The 21,367-nt window shown below is 70.0% G+C and carries 19 protein-coding genes and 1 pseudogene; 13 read left to right on the top strand and 7 right to left on the bottom strand.

Annotated features, from left to right (window positions below; translation table 11 throughout):
- The 7 genes from StrepF001_RS25465 to StrepF001_RS25435 all read left to right on the top strand — a co-directional run bounded on the left by StrepF001_RS25465 (position 1) and on the right by StrepF001_RS25435 (position 7,742).
- Entirely contained in the window at positions 1–915 is a 915-nt protein-coding gene (locus StrepF001_RS25465; protein ID WP_129800550.1) for a F0F1 ATP synthase subunit gamma, read from the top strand.
- Entirely contained in the window at positions 915–2,351 is a 1,437-nt protein-coding gene (gene atpD, locus StrepF001_RS25460; RefSeq protein WP_129800549.1) for a F0F1 ATP synthase subunit beta, read from the top strand. The genes StrepF001_RS25465 and atpD overlap by 1 nt, the downstream gene beginning before the upstream one ends.
- Before the next feature lie 195 nt (positions 2,352–2,546).
- Positions 2,547–2,921, top strand: coding sequence for a F0F1 ATP synthase subunit epsilon (locus StrepF001_RS25455; protein WP_129800548.1), 375 nt, complete (start codon positions 2,547–2,549; stop codon positions 2,919–2,921).
- Positions 2,922–3,053: 132 nt separating this feature from the next.
- Positions 3,054–3,500 carry a DUF2550 domain-containing protein gene (locus tag StrepF001_RS25450; RefSeq protein WP_129800547.1) on the top strand — a complete coding sequence of 149 codons (447 nt, stop codon included), beginning with the start codon at positions 3,054–3,056 and terminating at the stop codon, positions 3,498–3,500.
- Positions 3,501–3,950: 450 nt separating this feature from the next.
- Positions 3,951–5,063, top strand: a complete 1,113-nt coding sequence (locus tag StrepF001_RS25445; RefSeq protein ID WP_240797676.1) for a right-handed parallel beta-helix repeat-containing protein — start codon at positions 3,951–3,953, stop codon at positions 5,061–5,063.
- Positions 5,064–5,571: 508 nt separating this feature from the next.
- Positions 5,572–6,318 carry an IPT/TIG domain-containing protein gene (locus tag StrepF001_RS25440; protein WP_129800546.1) on the top strand — a complete coding sequence of 249 codons (747 nt, stop codon included), beginning with the start codon at positions 5,572–5,574 and terminating at the stop codon, positions 6,316–6,318.
- Positions 6,319–6,467: 149 nt separating this feature from the next.
- Positions 6,468–7,742, top strand: a complete 1,275-nt coding sequence (locus tag StrepF001_RS25435; protein WP_129800545.1) for an IPT/TIG domain-containing protein — start codon at positions 6,468–6,470, stop codon at positions 7,740–7,742.
- Positions 7,743–7,834: 92 nt separating this feature from the next.
- Here StrepF001_RS25435 and StrepF001_RS25430 read toward each other — a convergent pair whose 3' ends face one another.
- From StrepF001_RS25430 to StrepF001_RS25420, 3 genes are all read right to left on the bottom strand, one after another.
- Complete coding sequence (locus StrepF001_RS25430; protein ID WP_129800544.1) at positions 7,835–9,655, bottom strand: glycoside hydrolase family 18 chitinase; 1,821 nt, start codon at positions 9,653–9,655, stop codon at positions 7,835–7,837.
- Between the two features lie 122 nt (positions 9,656–9,777).
- The gene (locus tag StrepF001_RS25425; RefSeq protein ID WP_129800543.1) at positions 9,778–10,419 is read right to left on the bottom strand and encodes a response regulator transcription factor; all 642 of its coding nucleotides are present in this window, start codon (positions 10,417–10,419) and stop codon (positions 9,778–9,780) included.
- Complete coding sequence (locus StrepF001_RS25420; protein WP_129800542.1) at positions 10,416–11,609, bottom strand: histidine kinase; 1,194 nt, start codon at positions 11,607–11,609, stop codon at positions 10,416–10,418. Before StrepF001_RS25420 ends, StrepF001_RS25425 begins: the two co-directional genes overlap by 4 nt.
- Positions 11,610–11,769: 160 nt before the next feature.
- Here StrepF001_RS25420 and StrepF001_RS25415 point away from each other — a divergent pair, with 160 nt between their 5' ends.
- Positions 11,770–12,354, top strand: coding sequence for a hypothetical protein (locus tag StrepF001_RS25415; RefSeq protein WP_129800541.1), 585 nt, complete (start codon positions 11,770–11,772; stop codon positions 12,352–12,354).
- Positions 12,355–12,408: 54 nt separating this feature from the next.
- Here StrepF001_RS25415 and StrepF001_RS25410 read toward each other — a convergent pair whose 3' ends face one another.
- Positions 12,409–12,981 (bottom strand): cob(I)yrinic acid a,c-diamide adenosyltransferase, encoded by a 573-nt coding sequence (locus StrepF001_RS25410; RefSeq protein ID WP_129800540.1) that lies wholly within the window; start codon positions 12,979–12,981, stop codon positions 12,409–12,411.
- A gap of 150 nt (positions 12,982–13,131) precedes the next feature.
- Between StrepF001_RS25410 and StrepF001_RS25405 the strand changes: the two genes are divergently transcribed.
- The 3 genes from StrepF001_RS25405 (at position 13,132) to StrepF001_RS25395 (ending at position 17,315) form a co-directional block, all read left to right on the top strand.
- Positions 13,132–13,980 carry a 3-hydroxyacyl-CoA dehydrogenase family protein gene (locus StrepF001_RS25405; RefSeq protein WP_129800539.1) on the top strand — a complete coding sequence of 283 codons (849 nt, stop codon included), beginning with the start codon at positions 13,132–13,134 and terminating at the stop codon, positions 13,978–13,980.
- Positions 13,981–14,135: 155 nt separating this feature from the next.
- Positions 14,136–14,459: an STAS domain-containing protein gene (locus tag StrepF001_RS25400; RefSeq protein WP_129800538.1), complete on the top strand. Its 324-nt coding sequence runs from the start codon at positions 14,136–14,138 to the stop codon at positions 14,457–14,459.
- Positions 14,460–14,723: 264 nt separating this feature from the next.
- The gene (locus StrepF001_RS25395) at positions 14,724–17,315 is read left to right on the top strand and encodes an ATP-binding protein (RefSeq protein ID WP_129800537.1); all 2,592 of its coding nucleotides are present in this window, start codon (positions 14,724–14,726) and stop codon (positions 17,313–17,315) included.
- Positions 17,316–17,382: 67 nt separating this feature from the next.
- Here the strand turns inward: StrepF001_RS25395 and nucS are convergent, their stop codons facing one another.
- Positions 17,383–18,054 (bottom strand): endonuclease NucS, encoded by a 672-nt coding sequence (gene nucS / locus StrepF001_RS25390; RefSeq protein ID WP_129800536.1) that lies wholly within the window; start codon positions 18,052–18,054, stop codon positions 17,383–17,385.
- A gap of 244 nt (positions 18,055–18,298) precedes the next feature.
- Here nucS and StrepF001_RS25385 point away from each other — a divergent pair, with 244 nt between their 5' ends.
- Positions 18,299–18,691 carry an SCO5389 family protein gene (locus tag StrepF001_RS25385; protein WP_129800535.1) on the top strand — a complete coding sequence of 131 codons (393 nt, stop codon included), beginning with the start codon at positions 18,299–18,301 and terminating at the stop codon, positions 18,689–18,691.
- 84 nt (positions 18,692–18,775) lie between these two features.
- On the opposite strand, the gene StrepF001_RS25380 is transcribed toward StrepF001_RS25385, so the two are convergent.
- A complete protein-coding gene (locus tag StrepF001_RS25380; RefSeq protein ID WP_129800534.1) occupies positions 18,776–19,804 on the bottom strand; it encodes an LLM class flavin-dependent oxidoreductase in 1,029 nt (342 codons plus the stop codon).
- 221 nt (positions 19,805–20,025) lie between these two features.
- Here StrepF001_RS25380 and StrepF001_RS25375 point away from each other — a divergent pair, with 221 nt between their 5' ends.
- Positions 20,026–20,367, top strand: a complete 342-nt coding sequence (locus StrepF001_RS25375) for an ATP/GTP-binding protein (RefSeq protein ID WP_129800533.1) — start codon at positions 20,026–20,028, stop codon at positions 20,365–20,367.
- A gap of 22 nt (positions 20,368–20,389) precedes the next feature.
- Here the strand turns inward: StrepF001_RS25375 and StrepF001_RS25370 are convergent.
- Positions 20,390–21,238, bottom strand: a pseudogene (locus tag StrepF001_RS25370) (ABC transporter permease subunit); the annotation flags it as partial.
- Positions 21,239–21,367: the final 129 nt, after the last annotated feature.

The following is a 21,367-nucleotide window of genomic DNA, read 5'->3' as shown; positions in this document are numbered from 1 at the left end:
ATGGGAGCCCAGCTCCGGGTCTACAAGCGTCGCATCCGATCCGTCACCGCGACCAAGAAGATCACCAAGGCGATGGAGATGATCGCCGCCTCGCGCGTCGTCAAGGCGCAGCGCAAGGTGGCGGCCTCCACGCCGTACGCGCAGGAACTGACCCGCGCGGTCAGGGCGGTCGGTACCGGGTCGAACACCAAGCACCCGCTGACCACCCAGGCCGAGACGGTCACCCGGTCCGCGGTGCTGCTGCTGACGAGCGACCGTGGTCTCGCCGGTGCCTTCAACTCCAACGCCATCAAGGCGGCGGAGCAGCTGACCGAGCGCCTCGAGCGCGAGGGCAAGCAGGTCGACACGTACATCGTCGGCCGGCGCGGTGTGGCCCACTACAACTTCCGTGAGCGCAAGATCGCTCAGTCGTGGACCGGCTTCACCGACGAGCCCACGTACGCGGACGCCAAGAAGGTCGCGGCGCCCCTGATCGGGGCCATCGAGAAGGACACCGCGGACGGCGGCGTGGACGAACTCCACATCGTCTACACGGAGTTCGTGTCGATGATGACGCAGACTGCGGTCGACTCCCGCATGCTGCCGCTCAGCCTCGAAGAGGTCGCGGAGGAGGCGCCCAAGGGCGAGATCCTTCCGCTGTACGACTTCGAGCCGTCGGCGGAGGACGTCCTCGACGCCCTGCTGCCGCGCTATGTGGAGAGCCGCATCTACAACGCGCTGCTCCAGTCGGCCGCCTCCAAGCACGCCGCCACGCGGCGCGCGATGAAGTCGGCCACTGACAACGCCGGTGAGCTCATCGAGAACCTCACCCGGCTTGCCAACGCGGCCCGCCAGGCCGAAATCACCCAGGAAATCAGCGAGATCGTCGGTGGCGCGAGCGCCCTGGCCGACGCGACCGCGGGGAGTGACTACTAATGACCACCACTGTTGAGACGGCCACGGCGACGGGCCGCGTCGCGCGGGTCATCGGCCCGGTCGTCGACGTGGAGTTCCCCGTCGACGCGATGCCGGACATCTACAACGCCCTCCACGTCGAGGTCTCCGACCCGGCGAACCAGGGCGAGAAGAAGACGCTGACCCTCGAGGTCGCCCAGCACCTGGGTGAAGGCCTGGTCCGCGCGATCTCCATGCAGCCCACCGACGGTCTGGTCCGCCAGGCCCCGGTCGTGAACACCGGCGACGGCATCACCGTCCCGGTCGGCGACTTCACCAAGGGCAAGGTGTTCAACACCCTCGGTGAGGTGCTGAACGTCGACGAGACCTACGAGGGCGAGCGCTGGTCCATCCACCGCAAGGCCCCGAACTTCGACGAGCTCGAGTCGAAGACCGAGATGTTCGAGACCGGCGTCAAGGTCATCGACCTGCTGACCCCGTACGTCAAGGGCGGCAAGATCGGTCTGTTCGGCGGCGCCGGCGTCGGCAAGACGGTGCTCATCCAGGAGATGATCTACCGCGTCGCCAACAACCACGACGGTGTCTCCGTGTTCGCCGGTGTCGGTGAGCGCACCCGTGAGGGCAACGACCTCATCGAGGAGATGTCGGACTCGGGCGTCATCGACAAGACCGCGCTGGTCTTCGGTCAGATGGACGAGCCCCCGGGCACCCGTCTGCGCGTGGCCCTCGCCGGTCTGACCATGGCGGAGTACTTCCGCGATGTGCAGAAGCAGGACGTGCTGTTCTTCATCGACAACATCTTCCGCTTCACCCAGGCCGGTTCCGAGGTGTCGACCCTGCTCGGCCGTATGCCCTCCGCGGTGGGCTACCAGCCGAACCTGGCCGACGAGATGGGCCTCCTCCAGGAGCGCATCACCTCGACCCGCGGTCACTCGATCACCTCGATGCAGGCGATCTACGTCCCCGCGGACGACCTGACCGACCCGGCCCCGGCCACCACGTTCGCCCACCTCGACGCGACGACGGTTCTCTCCCGTCCGATCTCCGAGAAGGGCATCTACCCGGCCGTGGACCCGCTGGACTCCACGTCCCGCATCCTGGACCCGCGCTACATCGCGCAGGACCACTACGACGCCGCCATGCGCGTCAAGACGATCCTGCAGAAGTACAAGGACCTCCAGGACATCATCGCGATCCTCGGTATCGACGAGCTCGGCGAGGAGGACAAGCTCGTCGTCCACCGTGCCCGTCGCGTGGAGCGCTTCCTGTCCCAGAACACCCACGTCGCCAAGCAGTTCACCGGCGTGGACGGTTCGGACGTGCCGCTGGAGGAGTCGATCGCCGCGTTCAACGCGATCTGCGACGGTGAGTACGACCACTTCCCCGAGCAGGCGTTCTTCATGTGCGGTGGTCTCGAGGACCTGAAGAAGAACGCGAAGGAGCTGGGCGTCTCCTGACGTCGTGCTCTTGAGGAGGGGGCGGGCGCGTCCCGCCCCCTCTCTCACGCCCATTGCTGCATTGCCTGGGGGATAACCCCCAGACCCCCAGCAGAGCCCTGGGGCTGGGCCTCGACGACTTGGTGCTCGGAGCCCTACTAGACTTATGAACCAACACCCGGCAACCACGCCGGGTGGTGACCCGAGGAGCCACCCTTGGCTGCTGAGCTGCACGTCGCGCTGGTCGCGGCCGACCGAGAGGTCTGGTCCGGCGAGGCCACCCTGGTCGTCGCGCGCACCACGTCCGGCGACATCGGCGTCATGCCCGGTCACCAGCCGCTGCTCGGTGTGCTGGAGTCGGGCCCGGTGACCATCCGTACGAGTGATGGTGGGACGGTCGTCGCCGCGGTGCACGGCGGTTTCATCTCGTTCGCGGACAACAAGCTGTCGCTGCTGGCCGAGATCGCCGAGCTGTCGGACGAGATCGATGTCCAGCGCGCGGAGCGGGCGCTCGAACGCGCGAAGTCGGAGGAGGATGCCTTCGCCGAGCGTCGCGCGGAGGTCCGACTGCGTGCGGCGACGGCGCGCTGACCAGAGCACGCGCCGTGCGATGACGTCACTCAGCCGCGGCTGGAACCGGAGCAATCCGGATCCGGCCGCGGCTGAGCCAGATGTGGGTGTTTTTTACGTTCCGTTACCTAGGAGACGAGGAGGTCGGTGCCGATGGTCCTCGCTCTGACTGTGTGCGGAATTGTCGTGGCCCTCGTGGTGGTGGGTCTGTTCGTCTTCGGCCTGCGCCGCAGACTCATCCAGCGCTCCGGCGGCACCTTCGACTGCAGCCTGCGCTGGGACGTCCCCGAGAAACCCGACACCGGCGGCAAGGGCTGGGCCTACGGCGTGGCCCGCTACAACGGCGACCGGGTGGAGTGGTACCGGGTCTTCTCCTACGCCCCCCGCCCGCGCCGCATCCTGGAACGCTCCCAGATCGAGGTGGCCGGCCGCCGGGTTCCCGAGGGCGAGGAGGAGCTGGCGCTGCTGTCCGACGCGGTGATCCTGGTCTGTCTGCACCGGGGCACGCGTCTTGAACTCGCCATGAGCGAAGACGCGTTGACCGGTTTCCTTGCCTGGCTGGAGGCGGCGCCTCCGGGGCAGCGTGTGAACGTCGCCTGATGGCTGTTGTGGTCCGAGCTACCGCATCAGCCGGTGCCGCGAACGGCACCGGCTGAACGGGATCCAAATTCTCCACCAGGGGTGCCCATCGCGGTATGCCGGTGTGATCACCCGAGCTCCTGCAGAAAGCCGCGGATGAACCGACTGCCGCATCCCCCGGCGAGAATGGGCGGCCCACCGGTTAGATCCATTCCAGTAATCCATTTCCCGCGCTGCAGCCGCAAGGCAATTGGCATATGTCACCCGAATGGCTCAGGGCCATAACCGCTGCCCGCCGCTCAGGCATGCCGGATCGCTGAGAAACGCCGGCCGGATGAATTCCGGTGTGACCTGATTGCCGTAACGGGCTACGCCCCGCTGCCCTACGCCTTCACCCGTCCAGATCACACTGGGTGCCAACGGCCCACGCTCCCGATGAAGTTGAACAACAACGACTCAAAGGGAGAACACGTGTCGACCGTGAAGAACGTCTGTGGGGTGGCGGCGACCGCGCTGCTGAGTGCTTCAGTGGCCCTGGTCGCCACGCCGGCCATCGCCACGTCCCCGCCTGCACGCCAGGCGGCACCGGTACCGTGCGGGGACGTCGCCGAACTGATCGAGCAGATCAACGAGGCGAACACCCGTGGGGCAGGATCCATTCTGCTGTCGGCGGGATGCGAGTACGAACTCACCGCTCCGGCCGTGGCTGGAGGGGCCAACGGGCTGCCGGCCATCACCGGGATCGTCACCATCACCGGTACCCAGTCCACCATCACCCGCACGTCGGCCACACCGTTCCGCATCGCCGAGGTCGCTTCGCAGGGGTCCCTCACCCTCAACGGGATCACCGTGTCGGGGGGCAGTGCGACCGGGGGTGCCGGCACGGCCGGCGGCGGCATCCTCACCGCAGGCAGCCTGAGCCTGGTCGGGAGCCGGGTGAGCGACAACACCGCTTCCTTCCTGGGCGGCGGTATCGCGGTCGCAGCCGGCGCCAGGGCGCACCTCACCAGCAGCACCGTGTCGGACAACACCGCCGGCGACGGCGGCGGAATCCATGTGGCCTCCGCCGCGCAGCTGACGATGGACAGGGGAGCCGTCGAGAACAACACGGCGGATTTCACGGGCGGAGGACTGTTCACCGCCGGCACCACCGTCCTCAACAACGCGGATATCAGGGTCAACAGCACCGAGACCTTCGAAGGCGGAGGCATCTTCGCGGCGCTCGGCTCCCTCACCGTCTACGGCGGTCATGTGGAGGAGAACGAGGCCGCTTCCTCCGGCGGAGGCATCGCCAACTTCGACAGCACGCTGCAACTGGTGGGCACGGAGGTGGACAAGAACGACGCCGGAAGTGACGGTGGTGGCCTGTACCAGGGTCGCCGGAACCAGCAGGGCGGCGTTGCCAGCCTGATCGGCGGCCAGGTCACCGAGAACGTAGCAGGAGGCCTGGGAACAGGAGGCCGGGGAGGTGGGATCTTCCGCGACGAGGGCGGAGGCTCGGTCACTGTGTCCGGGACGCGGGTAGTGCTCAACAGACCTGACCAGTGCGCGCCCGCCGGAGCTGTCCCCGGCTGCCCGGTGTGACGGATGGTCAATGCCAAGCCTCGGGCCGTGTCCGGGGCTTGACATTGACTGCTGTTCTCGAACAAGCGTTTGACTTGGGAGCGAAAGTTCGACAGAAGAAAGGTGTAAGGAGGGAAAAAGGGTCAGGGGTTACTTCGTTCGGGTGATGGAGGGTGACTGTGTCTTGTCACTCGATTGGATGTATGGGTCACTGAGAGTGTGAACCGGCGGGCTGCCCATCCCCGAGCCGGGGGAACGTTCGGACAGGCAGCACCCGCCGGCTTTTCCTTGCCCTGGACAGACGGCGGAGGCTGCGGTGTACCCGGCCGTCGTACGAGGGCCGTGCCGGTTCGTTCACCCGGGGCGCGGCAGCATCGCTGAGCGGTGCTCGCCGCATCGAAACGGGGCGGGAAGAGGGCGACGTACGTGCCTTCGGCGGCGGTCCCTCTTCTGCGACGCGGCAGCCAGTGGCTGGCCCAACCCGGTCGGTTCCTCGCAATGTCCCCATCAACGAGCGAGGAGTGTCCTCATGCCCATCTCTCCGAATCAGGGTTCCACCGGGGGCGGCACCCTGGTGACCATCACCGGCACGAACCTGTCCAACACCAGCGCGGTGAAGTTCGGCAGCAAGGCCGCCACGAACGTCACCAACGTCTCCCCGACGCAGGTCACCGCCGTCTCCCCGTCGGGAACCGGCACGGTCGGGGTCACGGTGACCACCCCGGGCGGCACCAGCAACCCCGTGTCGTTCTTCTACGTGGGCGCCCCGTTCAAGGCGTCCCTGAGCGCCATCTCCGGGCCGCTGGCCGGCGGCAACACCATCACCATCAGCGGCACGGGTCTGTCGACGGCCACCAGTGTGGCCTTCGGCGCGGCCACCGCCACTCCGACCGTGGTCAGTGACAGCTCGCTCAGCGTCGTCGTGCCCGCGGGCGCGGCGGCCGGTCCGGTGGGAGTGAGCGTGACCACCGCGGGCGGCACCAACAACGGCCTCAGCTACACCTACGTCGACGTCCCCGCGATCACCACCGTCAGCCCGGCCGAGGGTCCGACCTCGGGCGGGACGGCGGTCACCATCACCGGCACCAGCCTGGACAGCACGGAGTCGGTCACCTTCGACGGCGCCGCGGCACCGTTCTCGGTGATCAGCGCCACCACGCTGTCCGTGGTCACACCGCCCGGCACCGCGGGAGCGGCCGACGTCGTCGTGACCAACCCCGCCGGATCGGACACCGAACTCGGCGGCTTCACCTACGTCGCCGGGCCCGGCATCTGACCGGTCCGATCGCCTCCGTAACAGGGCGGCGCAGAACCCCCGTCCGGGCGGCAGTCCCCCCGCCGCCCGGACGGGCTCGACCCGAAGCCCTGCCATGACGTGGCCGCATGTGTCATCGATCCCTCAGCCCTGCGTGAAGGAGTACAGCCATGGCCCCTCCTGTGGTCACTTCGGTCAGTCCCAGCCAGGGGCCGCCCACAGGTGGTACCACCGTCATCGTGACCGGAACCGATTTCACGGGAGTGGTTATCGTCCGGTTCGGATCCATCCCCGCCACGTCGTTCACGGTCAACAGCAGCACGCAGATCACGGCCGTGACTCCGGCCGGCAGCGGAACAGTGAACGTCACCGTCACCACGACCCAGGGCACCAGCACCCAGTCCGTGCCCTTCACCTATTCCACGGCTCCCACCCTCTCGAGCCTGTCGCCGAATCAGGGGCCGGCCTCCGGGGGGACGACGGTGACGCTGACGGGCACGGGCTTCACCAATGTGACGGGCGTGCGGTTCGGCGGCGTGGCGGCGACCTCGTTCACCGTCAACAGCAGCACCCAGATCACCGCGGTCAGCCCTGCCCGCTCCGCAGGCCCGGCCGACGTCACCGTGACCACTTCGGGTGGCACCAGCAACGCCCTCACGTTCACCTATGTCGCCGCTCCCTCAATCACCGGCCTGTCGCCGAATCGGGGGCCGGCCTCCGGGGGGACGACGGTGATGCTGACGGGCACGGGCTTCACCAATGTGACGGGGGTGCGGTTCGGCGGCGTGGCGGCGACCTCATTCACGGCCAACAGCAGCACCCAGATCACCGCGGTGACCCCCGCCCACGCGGCCGGCGCCGCGGTCGTCACGGTGACCACGGTCGGCGGCACCAGCGACCCCGACGACCCCGACGCGTTCTTCTTCTACGCCGCGTTGCCCACGCTGACCGCCCTCGACCCTGCCTCCGGCCCCACAGCGGGCGGCACCACGGTCAGGCTCACCGGCAACAACCTCCTCGGTGCGACGGCGGTGCTGTTCGACGGCGCGGCGGCCGCCTCGTTCACCGTCGACTCCGCCACACAGATCACCGCGGTGACCCGGAGCCATGCCCCTGGTGCCACGGAGGTCACGGTGATCACCCCCGGCGGCACCAGCAATCCCCTCGGCTATGTCTTCCTCGACGCGCCCGTGCTGGCCTCCCTGGTACCCGACAAGGGGCCGACGCACGCCGGTACGGTCGTCACGCTGACCGGCAGCAACCTCGCGGCCGCCACTCGCGTCCAGTTCGGCGCCGTCCCCGCATCGTTCACGGTGGTCTCCCCGACGCAGGTCACCGCCGTCGCTCCGGCAGGGCCCGCCGGGCCGGTCTCCGTCACGGTGACCACGCCCGCCGCCACCAGCAACGGCCGGACGTACACACGGGTCGCTGCGCCCGCCATCTGACCGATCCCGCGCCCGAGCGCGGGTGAAGCCGGAGAGGGAGGGGGAGGGCCTGCCTCTCCGGCTTCAGATGCCGCAGTGCGGATGGCCGGGCGTCAGTTCAGCCCGTTGCTGATGGCGCTCACCAGCTCACCGTTGCTGGTGTCGCCGCTGAACTCCCAGAAGAACGCGCCACCCAGGCCCTGGTTCTTGGCCCAGGTCATCTTCCCGGCGATCGTCGACGGGGTGTCGTACGACCACCAGTTGCTGCCGCAGTGCGCGTACGCCGTGCCCGCGATGGTGCCGTTCGCGGGGCAGGAGTTCTTCAGGACCTTGTAGTCCTCGATGCCGGCCTCGTAGGTGCCGGGTGCCGCGCCGGTCGCCGAGCCGCCGGGGGCGGACTGGGTGACGCCGGTCCAGCCGCGGCCGTAGAAGCCGATGCCGAGCAGCAGCTTGGCGGACGGCACACCCTTGGCCTTGAGCTTGGCGATCGCGTCGGCCGAGTTGAAGCCCGCCTGCGGGATGCCGGGGTACGAGGTGAGCGGCGAGTGCGGAGCGGTCGGGCCGTCCGCGTCGAAGGCGCCGAAGTAGTCGTACGTCATCACGTTGTACCAGTCGAGGTACTGGGCGGCGCCGCCGTAGTCGGCCGCGTCGATCTTGCCGCCGGAGGAGCCGTCGGCGGTGATGGCCGCCGTGACCAGGTAGTTCGAGCCGAACTCGGTGCGCAGCGCCGACATCAGGTTCCTGAAGGCCGCCGGGCCGGAGGTGTCACAGGTCAGGCCGCAGGCGTTCGGGTACTCCCAGTCGATGTCGATGCCGTCGAAGACATCGGCCCAGCGCGGGTCCTCCACGACGGCCTTGCAGGACTTGGCGAACGCGGCCGGGTTCTGCGCGGCCTGGCCGAAGCCGCCGGAGTAGGTCCAGCCGCCGAAGGAGTACAGCACCTTGATGTGGGGGTACTTGGCCTTCAGCTGACGCAGCTGGTTGAAGTTGCCGCGCAGCGGCTGGTCCCAGGTGTCGGCGACGCCGCTCACGGACTGGTCGGCGGTGTAGGCCTTGTCGGTGGCGGCGTAGGCGTCGTCCAGCACGCACTGGCCGTTCTTGACGTTGCCGAACGCGTAGTTGATGTGCGTGATCTTGGACGCGGAGCCCGAGGTCACCAGGTTCTTGACGTGGTAGTTGCGGCCGTAGACGCCCCACTCGGTGAAGTAGCCGAGGTTGACCTTCTCACCCGGGCCGGGGTCGGTGCCGCCGCCGGTGGTGCGGACCGCACGGGCGCCGGAGACCGGGCCGGTCTGGTCGGCGGTGTCCCGGGCCTGGACGGTGTACGAGTAGTCGGTGCCGGCGGTCAGGCCGGTGTCCGTGTAGGTCGTGCCGGTGACGGTGGCGACCTTGGTGCCGCCGCGCAGGACGTCGTAGTTCTTGATGCCCTTGTCGTCGGTGGCCGCGCTCCAGGACAACTTCACCGAGGTGTTGGTGATGTCGGAGGCGGTGGGGGTGCCGGGGGCGGAGGGCGGGTTGTCACCCGGGACCGAGCCACCGTCACAACTGCCGCCGTTGAGCTTGCAGTTGCTCGGCGCGCCGGAGCCGGTGCCGTTGAAACCGAAGGAGACGGAGGCGCCGGGGGCGAGGGTGCCGTTCCAGGACTTGTTCTTGGCGGTCCAGTGGGTGCCGGAGGAGGTGACGTCGGCGTCCCAGGCGGAGGTGACGGACGTGCCGGAGGGGAAGTCCCACTCGACGGTCCATGCGTTGATGGTGGTGGTGCCGGTGTTCTTGACGGTCCACTTGCCTTCGAAGCCGGTGCCCCAGTCCTGGGTCTTGCTGTAAGTGGCGGTGGCTTCGGTGGCGGCCTGGGCGGGACTGGCGAGACCGACCAGACCGGCGAGCGGGAGCAGCAGGGTCGCGAAGCCTGCCAAGGCTCTCTGTCTGAAGCGCATGCTGCGCCTCCTTGTGGGGTTGTTGTCGGGGCATGACTGAGCCATCAGGCCCACAGTGCCGCGAGAATAGAAAGGTCTGGACCACGGGTCAATAGGTCTGGACCACTACCCCGAAAAGTCCTCTAGATCCCCAACTCCTGTGCCAGCACCGCCGCTTGCACCCGGCTGCGCAGCTCCAGCTTCCCCAGCAACCGGCTGACGTGCGTCTTCACCGTGGCCTCCGCCATGTCGAGGCGGGCGGCGATATCGGCGTTGGACAGGCCCTCGCCCAGGCAGGACAGGACCTCGCGCTCGCGCCGGGTGAGGCTGTCCAGGACCGAAGGGTCGGCCCTGGACTCCCGTACGGGCTTGGCGGCGAACTCGGCGATCAGCCTGCGCGTCACGGCCGGCGCGATCAGGCCCTCGCCGCGCGCCACCGTCCGTACCGCCTCCAGCAGATCCTTCGCGTCCGTGTTCTTCAGCAGGAACCCTGACGCGCCCGCGCGCAGCGCGCCGAACACGTACGCGTCCAGGTCGAAGGTCGTCAGGACCAGTACGTCGGCGAGCCCCTCGGCGACCACCTGCCGGGTCGCCGACACCCCGTCCAGACGCGGCATCTGAACGTCCATCAACACCAGGTCCGGCCGCAGCTCACGGGCGAGCGCCACCGCCTGCTCACCGTCGGCCGCCTCACCGACCACCTCGATGTCGGGCGCGCTGCGCAGGATGAGGACGAGCCCGGCGCGGACGGCGGACTGGTCCTCGGCGACGAGCACGCGGATCATTCGGTGACTCCTTCGACGTCGACGAGAGGCAGGGTGGCGCGCACCGCCCAGATCTTGCCCCGGGCGGAGTCCTCGGGGCCGGCCTCGAAGCTGCCGCCCAGCAGCGCGGCCCGCTCCCGCATGCCGATCAGACCGGCACCGGAGCCGGGCGCGCGAGGCCCGTCGCGGTCGCCGTACGGGCTGGTCACGGCGATGCCCAGCAAACCGTCGAGCTGCCGCAGCGTCACCGTGACCCGGCCGGGGCCGGCATGCTTGAGGGCGTTGGTCAGGGACTCCTGCACGATCCGGTACGCGGCGAGCTCCACCGGCGCGGGCAGCTTCTCGCCGTGCTCGGCGTCGACGGTGACGTCGAGGCCGTTGGCGCGGGCGGTGTCGGCCAGCGCGCCGAGACCGTCGAGGGTGGGCGCCGCGGCGGGCTCGGAGTCGCCGCTGTCGTCCCGCAGGATCCCGATCAGCCGGCGCATCTCCGCGAGTCCCTCGACGCTGTTCTCGCGGATGACGCCCAGGGCCTGTTTCGAGGTCTCGGGGTCGTCGAGGGAGAGCGCGGCCGTGGAGTGGATGGCGATCGCCGAGAGGTGGTTGGCGACCATGTCGTGCAACTCGCGGGCCACCCGTGCGCGTTCGGCGACGACAGCCTGCGTGCGGTCCATCTCGGCGAGCAGCGCGGTCTGTTCGGCCCGCAGCCGGGCGGCCTCGGCCGCCTCGCGGTGGTTGCGCACGATCAGACCGGTCGACGCGGGCGCGAAGGCGACGACGCCGACGGCCGCGCCGATCAGCAGGGTCTCCGGCACCCGCCAGATCGCGAACGGCACGATCGTCCCCGCCACCGTGAGCAGCCCGGTGATCCGCGGGATACGGCGGGCCGAGGCGGGGGAGCCGTACAGGACGGCCGCGTACATCACGTCGGTGTACATCAGGACCGTGACCAGGTTGCCCTGCGTCATGAGGTCCAGGACGATCGCGCCCGTGGCGGTCAGCAGTGCGGTGCGCGGGACGGTCCGGCGCAGCAGTTCACAGCCGGCCATCACGGCGAGCGGCAGGAGGAGGGGCCAGCGCCCCGCCCACAGCACGGTCGGCTCGCCGGCCGGCCGCATCCCCAGGCCGATGCCCCACAGCAGCAGCCCGCCCAGCAGGCCGGCCAGTGCGACGTACCGGTCGAAGCGGTGCGGGCGGGGGAGTCGTGCGGCCATGACACCATCCAACACGGGCGGCGCGCGTCGCGCCTGATGCCGCGGAACGGTTCGCGCGTCCGCGAGTACATCGAAGGATGCAGTCGTACTTCGTCGGCGGCGACGACGAATCGAGCGGATTCCGACGGGAGCCTGGACGGGTGACCGAGAGGAGTGCGCCGTGATCGTCACGTTGATCGTCGTCTGCGAGGTCGGCTTCTGGGTGCTGCTGGCCGCGGGGCTGTTCTTCCGCTACGTCCTCGGGATGCGCCGGACGGGGCTCGGTCTGCTGCTGGTCGAACCGCTGCTGGAGGTCGTGCTGCTGGTCGCCACGGCGATCGACCTGAAGAACGGCGCAGATCCGAGCTGGAAGCACGGGCTGGCCGCGCTGTACATCGGCTACACCGTGGGGCACGGCCACCGGACGGTGAAGTGGCTCGACGGCCACGCCGCCCACCGCTTCGGCGGCGCCGCGCCGCCCGCCAAGCCGCCGCGCTACGGGATGGCCCGCGCCCGGCACGAGGGCAGGGTGTGGCTCGGCACGCTCGTGGCTGCCGTGGTCGCCAGCGTGCTGCTGCTGATCGCCATGTGGTACGTGGACGACCCGAGCCGCACGAGCTCCCTCAAGAGCTGGATCTTCGTCGCCTGGCGCACGGCCGGCATCCACGGCCTGATCGCCCTGACGTACGCGATCTGGCCGAAGAGGGCCCCTGCCGGGCTCTCCGAGGCTCGGGAAACGCGGGTGAAGGAGCGGACCCCGCGCTGAGGGCTCCGGCGCAAGCCCGGTGGCCCGGACCGCAGCGGACCTTGCCGAGTCCGCTCAGCGTTCGCCGCCAGGGACCCAAAGGACGTCGCCCGCGGCCCCGTTGGCCGTCCGGGCCAGGATGAACAGCAGGTCCGACAGGCGGTTGAGGTAGGTCGCGGTGAGGGGGTTCATGGTCTCGGCGTGTACCTCCAAGGCCGCCCACGTGGAGCGTTCGGCGCGGCGGACCACCGTGCAGGCCTGGTGGAGCAGGGCGGCACCCGGGGTGCCGCCGGGCAGGATGAACGAGCGGAGCTTCTCCAGACGCTCGTTGAAGCGGTCGCAGTCCGCTTCCAGGCGGTCGATGTAGAACTGCTCCACCCTGAGCGGCGGGAACTCCGGGTTCTCCACCACCGGCGTCGACAGGTCCGCACCCACGTCGAACAGGTCGTTCTGCACCCGGGTGAGGACCTTGACGATCTCCTCGTCCAGCCCGCCCAGCGCGATCGCCGTGCCGATCACCGCGTTCGCCTCGTTGGCGTCCGCGTACGCGGAGATCCGCAGATCGGTCTTGGCGACCCGGCTCATGTCGCCGAGGGCGGTGGTGCCCTGGTCGCCGGTACGGGTGTAGATGCGCGTCAGATTGACCATGTGGCCAGCCTAGTGAGCCGTGCCGGTGTGATGTCCGTCATGTGAGACGTGACGCGCATTACTTACCGGTCACACAGCCCCTCACGAGCGCTAGGGTCCGCCGGAGAGAACATACGTAAACAGCGAGTAAGCATCTCAGGGGAGTCGTCAGTGGCACGGAAGCTCGCCGTCATCGGGGCCGGTCTCATGGGTTCCGGCATCGCCCAGGTCTCCGCCCAGGCGGGCTGGGACGTCGTCCTGCGCGATGTCACCGACGAGGCGCTCAGGCGCGGCACCGACGGTATCAAGGCCTCGTACGACAAGTTCGTCGCCAAGGGCAAGTTGGAGGCGCACGACGCCGACGCCGCCCTCGCCCGTATCACCGCGACCACCGACCTGGACGCCGCCGCCGACGCGGACATCGTCGTCGAGGCCGTCTTCGAGAAGCTCGAAGTCAAGCACGAGATCTTCCGCGCGCTCGACAAGATCGTGCGCCCGGAGGCCGTACTCGCCTCCAACACCTCCGCCATCCCGATCACCAAGATCGCGGCCGCGACGGAGCACCCGGAGCGCGTCGTCGGCACCCACTTCTTCTCGCCGGTCCCGATGATGCAGCTGTGCGAACTCGTCCGGGGCTACAAGACCAGCGACGAGACCCTCGCCACCGCGCGGGAGTTCGCCGAGTCCGTCGGCAAGACCTGCATCGTCGTCAACCGCGACGTGGCCGGCTTCGTGACGACCCGGCTCATCTCCGCGCTCGTCGTCGAGGCGACCAAGCTGTACGAGTCGGGCGTCGCGACCGCCGAGGACATCGACCTCGCCTGCAAGCTCGGCTTCGGGCACGCCATGGGACCGCTGGCCACCGCGGACCTCACCGGCGTCGACATCCTGCTGCACGCCACCGGCAACATCTACACCGAGACCCAGGACGAGAAGTTCGCTCCGCCGGAGCTGATGCGCCGGATGGTTGACGCGGGTGACATCGGGCGCAAGAGCGGGCAGGGCTTCTACAAGCACTGAAACCGCACACGCCTCGAGGGACATCACACCTCGGAGTGAATTCGGTATCGGTTCGCTTACGGACGGCAACCTCTGACCGCCCAACACCGTCAGAGGTTGCATCACCGGCATCATCTTTCATCGCGGAGCACACGACGCACGCACGGGGAGCGCATATGCACATCAGGGGCGACCACGACGAGGTGGTCGTCGGGGGCCGTCTCGACGTCCGCAGCGCGGCGGACGCCCGTGCGGTGTTGCACTCGGCCGTCGACGACGGAGCCGGCGACCTCATCCTCGACCTGTCCGAGCTGGACTCCTGGGACGCCACCGGACTCGGGGTCATCATGGGCGCCCACCGGCGGGCCGGCCGCTGCGGCCGACGGCTGGTGCTGCGCGGTGTACCGCCGCAGATGCAGCGCCTGCTGGTGGCCACCCGGCTGCACCGGATCCTGGCGGTCGAGGGCGGCATCGGGCTGGAGTCGCTGCCCCGGGTGTGACTCCCGGCGCGGGTGTGATCCGGCGGGACGGGCGGGACCCGGGCACCTCACGGCGAAACGCCCGACGCGCACAATCCTCACGAGACTGTGACGTCTCGGACCGGGCGGCACCCCGGACTGTCGTAGATACTGAGCGAAGGTTTAGGGTTCGGTCGCCCGCGTCTGTTCAACCCTCGAGCGGGCCCGGACCAGAAGCGACAGCGCGGTGTGCGGCAAGGCCGGGAGGGGCTCGACGCACTCGACGCTTTTGGGGGGCTTGAACCTATGGACCCGAACAACCGGGGACCCGAGGAGTACGGCCACGAAGGTGACGGCAACTCGCCGCGCCAGCGCCCGCCGAGGGACTCCCTCACATCCGACTTCGGCCAGCATGCGCCCGCACTCGCCCGCACGGTGCAGCTGGTCTCCGGCGACTTCCTGCTCACCGTCAACCCCGTCGACGGCAGCGAGATCGAACTGTGCCCGCCGGGGGAGCGGCCCGGACGCCCGCAGAAGCTGACCGCGGCCCAGCGTGCCGAGGTCGACCGCGCAGCCGCGCCGCCCGTCCCGCCGGGGCCGGGCCGGCCCGCGCTGCCGCTCCTCGGCCGCCAGGACGAGCGCGAGCGCCTGGTGCGGCTGCTCGCCCGCGGCCGCTCCGTGCGCCTGACCGGCCCGGGAGGATCGGGCCGTACCCGCCTCCTCGACACGGTCGCCGAGGACTGCGCGGACCTCGCCCCCGACGGCGTGGTCCGGCTCACCGGCTTCCACCACACCGCGAACGACCTGCTGTACGAGCTCTTCTACGCCGTGTACGGCGCACCCCTGCACCGGCCGGAACGGGACGAACTGCTCGAACACGTCCGGGAGATCGGCGCGATCGTCGTCCTCGACGACATCGAGTTCGGCGGCGCCGCGCTCGACGAACTGCTGGCGGCCACCCCGGAGTGCGCCTTCGTGATCGGCGCCACCCCGGATGTGCCCGCGCCGTCCGCCGACGCGGCGATCGAGGAGGTCTTCCTCGACGGTCTCGACCGCGCCGGCGGCCTGGATCTCCTCGAGTACGCCGTCGGCCGCTCCCTCACCGAGGACGAGGCCAACTGGGCCGGTGACCTCTGGTTCGAGTCCGAGGGCCTGCCGCTGCGGTTCGTGCAGGCCGGCGCCCTGCTGCGGCAGCGCGACCGGATGCGGGCAGGCGTGGACGCCTTCGACGAGTTCGGCGTCTTCCAGGAACTCCCGGCCGATGCGCCCTTCGACGCCGTTCCCGGAGCGTCCGCCGAAGTACCGCTGCCCTCGCTGGCGGAGGGAGCCGCGCCGGCCGCGCTGCTCGCCTCCCGGCTGAGCGCCTCCGCGCGTGCCACCCTGCGTATCGCCGTGGCGCTCGGCGGCGAGGTGCCGCATCAGGCGCACCTGCCCGCCCTGGTCGGCGACACCCACGCGGACGCCGCGCTGGGCGAGTTGCTCAGCTGCGCGCTGGTCTCACCCGTCGGCTCCCGCTACCGGCTCGCCGCCGGGGTGCAGACCCAGCTGGAGGCCGCCGGGTACGCCGACGACCCGGCCCGTCACGTCCTGACCGCCGCCCGGCACTACGCCTGGTGGGCCGGTCACCCCTCGGTCACTCCGGAGCGTGTGTGCGCCGAGGCGGACGCCCTGCTCACCGCCCTTGCCGCCCTCGTACCGGCGACGACACCGCAGGGCGAGGGCGAGGAGAGCGCCGCCGTGCAGCTGGCCCGCACGGCGGCTCCCGCGTTCGCCGCCGGGCTGCACTGGAGCGCCTGGGAGCGGGCGCTGCGCTCCGGCGTGGAGGCCGCCCGGCTCGCCGGGGACGTCACCGAACAGGCCTACTTCCACCACGAGCTGGGCATCCTCGCGCTGTGCGAGGGCCGGCCGGACCGGGCCCGCGCCGAACTGGAGGCGTCCATCGGGCTGCGCGGTGCCGCCGCCGACAAGCGTGGCACCGTCGCCGGCCGCCGCGCCCTGGCCCTGGTCACCGACCGCGCGGGCACGACACCGGGTCCCGCGTCCACGCCCGGTGCCTCACCGGCGCTCGGTGCCACGCCCGTGCTCGGCTCCACCACCGGCGAGGAGGTGCCCGCCGCCCGCTACGAGGAGTCGGCGTCGCCGCCCGGCGGGGTCCCCGCGGCGCTTGCGGAGTTCCCGCCCCTGCAGCGGCCCGACGACACGTCGACCCTCGTCACCCACCGCTCGACGCCCGGTGCGACGCAGCACCGCGACCGGGGCGGCCTGCGCGGCCTGGCCAAGCGCAACCTCGTCGCGGCCGGCGCGGGCGCACTGCTGGTGGCGGTGCTCGGTACGGTCGTGACGCTCGGCGCCACCTCCAGCAACGACGCCGAGAACCCCTCCGAGCAGGTCGGCGTCAACCCGTCCGCCAGCCAGGGCGTCGGCGAGGAGGGCCTGGGCGCCGACAAGGCGGAGCAGGACGGCGACGGCGACACCGGCCCGGCGACGAGCCGGCCGACGGATCCGGGACCGGACGGTACGTTCGGCACCGCGGACGATCCGACGCCGACGGCCACGGAGCCGGACGAGCCGTCCGACGACCCGAGCGGTACGCGGGATCCGGGCGGCGACTCCCCGACGAGCTCCAGCTCGCCGACCAAGTCCCCGACGCGGCCGCCGTCGTCGTCGAAGCCGCCCACCGAGACGTCTCCGACGCCGACCGAGACCGAAGAGCCGACGGAGACACCCACGGAAACCCCGACGGGGACGCCCACCGCGACCCCGACGGAAACCCCGCCCACCTCGGACTCGGCGAGCGCCCCGATCTCCTCCAGCGCTCCGGCGAGCACGAGCGCCAGCGCGCCGGAGAGCAGCAGTGCGGGGACTCCGAGCACCTCGGGTTCGGGTGCGGTGATCTGAGGCCCGTACAAGCCGGAGGGCCGGGTCCGTCCAGCGGACCCGGCCCTCACCGTCGTACCACTGCCGCTCAGAACAGCCGCAACTTGTCGTCCTCGATCCCCCGCAGCGCGTCGTAGTCCAGCACCTGGCACCCGATCCCCCGGTCCGTCGCCAGGACCCGGGCCTGCGGCTTGATCTCCTGCGCCGCGAAGACGCCCCGCACCGGCGCCAGATGGGGATCGCGGTTCAACAGCTCCAGATAGCGCGTGAGTTGTTCCACGCCGTCGATCTCACCGCGTCGCTTGATCTCGACGGCGACGGTCTGTCCGTCGGCGTCCCGGCAGAGGATGTCGACCGGGCCAATAGCCGTCATGTACTCGCGGCGGATCAGCGTGTAGCCCTCGCCCAGCGTTTCGATGCGGTCGGCGAGCAGTTCCTGAAGGTGTGCTTCCACGCCGTCCTTGATCAGGCCGGGGTCCACGCCGAGTTCGTGCGTGGAGTCGTGGAGGACCTCCTCCATCGTGATGATGAGCTTCTCGCCCGCCTTGTTGATGACGGTCCAGACACCGCCCTCCTCGCCGGTTCCCTCCTTCAGCGTGCAGGGCGGCGACATCCAGTTCAGGGGCTTGTAGGCCCGGTCGTCCGCATGGATCGAGACGCTGCCGTCCGCCTTCACCAGGATGAGACGGGGGGCGGTGGGGAGGTGGGCGGTGAGCCGGCCGGCGTAGTCGACGGAGCAGCGGGCAATGACGAGACGCATGGTCGGCAACGCTACTCGACGGGCCCCGGTGAAAGCGATTCGCCCCGGATCCCCCCTGTTCATTGCTGGCCGATTGTGTGCCCATTGGGATCGGCCTGTATTCGCATTCTTCTGGTGCCGTCACCGTCTGTTGCCTACCGTATTAAACGGGAGGTCGCGAGATGTGTACGCAGCGTGTTGACGATCGCGCACTCCCTCATCTGTCCGGCAACCCCTGCTGGTTGGGGGTGCGAGAGGAGAACCCATGTCGCTCGACGTCTCACCGGCCCTACTCGAACAGGCCGAGCGAGGCGAGGTCGACGAAGCTGACTTCGTCGACTGCGTCCGGACCTCCCTGCCCTACGCATGGGAGATGATCAGCTCCCTGGTGGCCCAGCTGAAGGTGGACGGCGGAGAGTTCGCCGACAACCAGACGCCCCCGCCGGACGAGCAGGCGCGCGGTCAGCTGCTGCGTGCGCTCGCGAGTGACGCCATACGCGGCGCGCTGCAGCGGCACTTCGGTGTGCGGCTGGCCTTCCAGAACTGCCACCGGGTGGCGGTGTTCCCGCTGGACGCCTCGGCGGACGAGAGGCTGGCCCGCTTCACCTCGGTCCGCGGCCAGCTGCTGAACCAGTCCCCGGAGCTGCGGGACTGCTGAGGCGCTGTACCGCCTGCTTGCCGCTCCGTACGCGGGAGGTGCGATCTGTACCGGAGCGGCAAGCCTCCCGCACGACGGGGCCGTTCACGTCAGCTGGGGGAGCACCTCGGCCCCCAGCCGCCGTACGTTCTCCTCCGTCGCTGCCAGGTCGCCGGAGCCCTCGACGAGCAGCGCGAAGCGGGAGACGCCGGTGCGCTCGCTGGTGGCGGCGAGCCGGTCGGCGCACAGCCGTGGGGTGCCCACCGGGTGCAGCCCGCAGAGCAGTTCGGTGTACGCCAGCGGATCGCGCATCCGGCGCTCGCGGCCGTCCACCGTGACATGAGCGTCCAGGCCCTGCTTCAGCCAGCCCGGCATCGCCTTCAGCAGGGTCTCCGCCGCGTCGGTGCGCCGGTCCGCGATCTGGCAGACACCGGCCGACACATGACCCGCGCCGAGGACTTCGTCCGCCGCCCGCCCGGCGGCTCGCGCATGCTGCCGCCACAGGGCGATCATCTCGGCCTTTTCCTCGTCCCCCACGTGCATGCCGAGCAGCATCGGCAGCCCGCGCTCGGCCGCCATCCGCACACTCGCCGGGGACGTACAGGCGACGAGCATCTCCGGTCCCTCGGTCTCCGACAGGGACTCGGACGGCCTTGGCACGACGGGGACTTCACGGAAGGCGAAGCGGCCGCCGGGGCCCGCGACCGCCGGCTCGCGCAGCCAGCGCACCAGCAGATCGAGTGATTCCGGGTACTCCTTCTCGTACGCCTCCAGGCCCGTCCCGAACACCTCCAGGTCCACCCACGGCCCGCCGCGCCCCACACCCAGTGAGAAGCGTCCGCCACTTGTCACATGCAGCAGCGCGGCCTGCTCGCCGAGCGCCACGGGGTGGGTGGTGGGCAGCACACTGACCGCCGTGCCGACCCGGATGCGGCGGGTGCGGCCGAGCAGTAACGCGGCCAGGGTGATCGCCGACGGGCATGTGCCGTACGGCACGAAGTGGTGCTCGGCCAGCCAGACCGAGTCGAGCCCTGCCTCCTCGGCCACCTCCGCCGAGCGGACCGCGCGGTGCAGCGCCTCCCCCTGGCCCTGGCCCGGGAACTGGGCCGCCAACACGAAACTTCCTACGCGCATTGCTCTTCCTGCTTCCTTGGCTCCGACACGGAGCTCCCCCACTCGGCATAACCGTCTGACACGTGCCGAGGACACGGCCTGGCAAAGGGATTTGCGGATTGTCAGCAGAATCGATGGCCGGAGAGGGGGGACTTGTGGAGATCGCTGCTTTGCGCGTACCCCTGTCCGGTCCACGTAGGCTGGACACGACCTGTTACCTGTATAGCTCCGAGAGGTGTCCCGTGTCCCCGCGTCGCAACCGAGCCAAGGGCCCGAAGGGGGCCGCCGTGTCCGGCGGGAGCGCCGAGGACGACCGCCCGGGCCGCTACGGCGGCTGGCAGTCGGCGGAGGACTGGCAGGGCGAGACCTGGAGCGTACGCCATGTGGCGGGGGCGAGCTCCGAGGGCAAGACGTACCGCTGCCCCGGCTGCGACCAGCTGATCCCCTCCGGTGTACCGCACGTCGTGGTCTGGCCCGAGCACGCGGGCGTCGACGACCGCCGGCACTGGCACAAGGCCTGCTGGAACGCACGGGACCGCCGCACCACGCGGGTGCAGCGGTCCCGGAACGCGCCGAAGTTCTAGGGCTTGTCGCCCCTGGCGAGGGTTACACGTCCCGCTTCTCCAGCAGTGCGTAGGCGCCGACGAACGCGGCGGCAGTGACGCCGAGCATGATCCACAGCGGGTCCCAGCCGGACGGGCCCGACGTGGTCAGCGAGTTGGAGTAGAAGATGCTCAGCTGGTTCGGGATCGAGTACTCGAACAGCGCCTCGCGCAGGTCCTCCAGCGACGACGCGAACATGAACATCGCGATGACCAGCGGGGCGAGCACCGCGGCGATCATGATGGTGATGGCGCCCGCCGAGTGCCGGACGATCGAGCCGACGACGAGTGAGAGCAGTCCGAGCAGCGCGATGTAGAGCGAGACACCGACCGTGCCCTTCAACCACTCCTCCCCGGTCGGCTCCCGGGCGTCGCTCAACATGCCGACCTGCGCGAAGGCGACGAATCCGGCGGCGACCAGGGTGACCACGAAGGCGACCGTGAAGAACACGACCGACTTCGCCGCGAGCACCCGCCCGCGTGTGGGGCAGGCGGTCATGGTGGTCCGGATCATCCCGGTGCCGTACTCCGAGGCAGTCGTCAGCACGCCCAGCGTGATGATGCACATGCTGCCGAGCAGCAGCCCGAAGAAGCCGAGGGACAGCGGGTTCTCGTCGCCCAGCTCACCCTCCGCCCCGGAGTTCGCCACCAGCGCGCCGGCCGACAGCCCGATGCCGACGACGAGCAGGATGAACACGCCCAGCGTCCACATCGTGGAGCGCACCGACCTGATCTTCGTCCACTCCGAGGCGAGGGCATGCCCGAGGTGCGTGCGGACGACCGGGATCGGCGAGGTGTAGTTGGGGTGGGGGTACGACGGGCCGGGCGCCGCCTGCCACTCGGGTGCGGCCTGCGCATCGGGGGCTGGGCGTGCTCATCGGTCGTCCTCGGGCTTGGTCGGGTCGGCAGGGCGGAGGGGGCTGCGCGGGAGCGGCGGGCGCGGGGGGCGGCGACCGGAGCCTGGCCCGGCACCGGCGGTGCG

It is taken from the genome of Streptomyces sp. F001, assembly GCF_004187715.1.
Lineage (GTDB): Bacteria > Actinomycetota > Actinomycetes > Streptomycetales > Streptomycetaceae > Streptomyces > Streptomyces flavusporus.
Note: the sequence above shows the minus strand (reverse complement) of the source record. Positions and strands in the feature narration are given on the sequence as shown.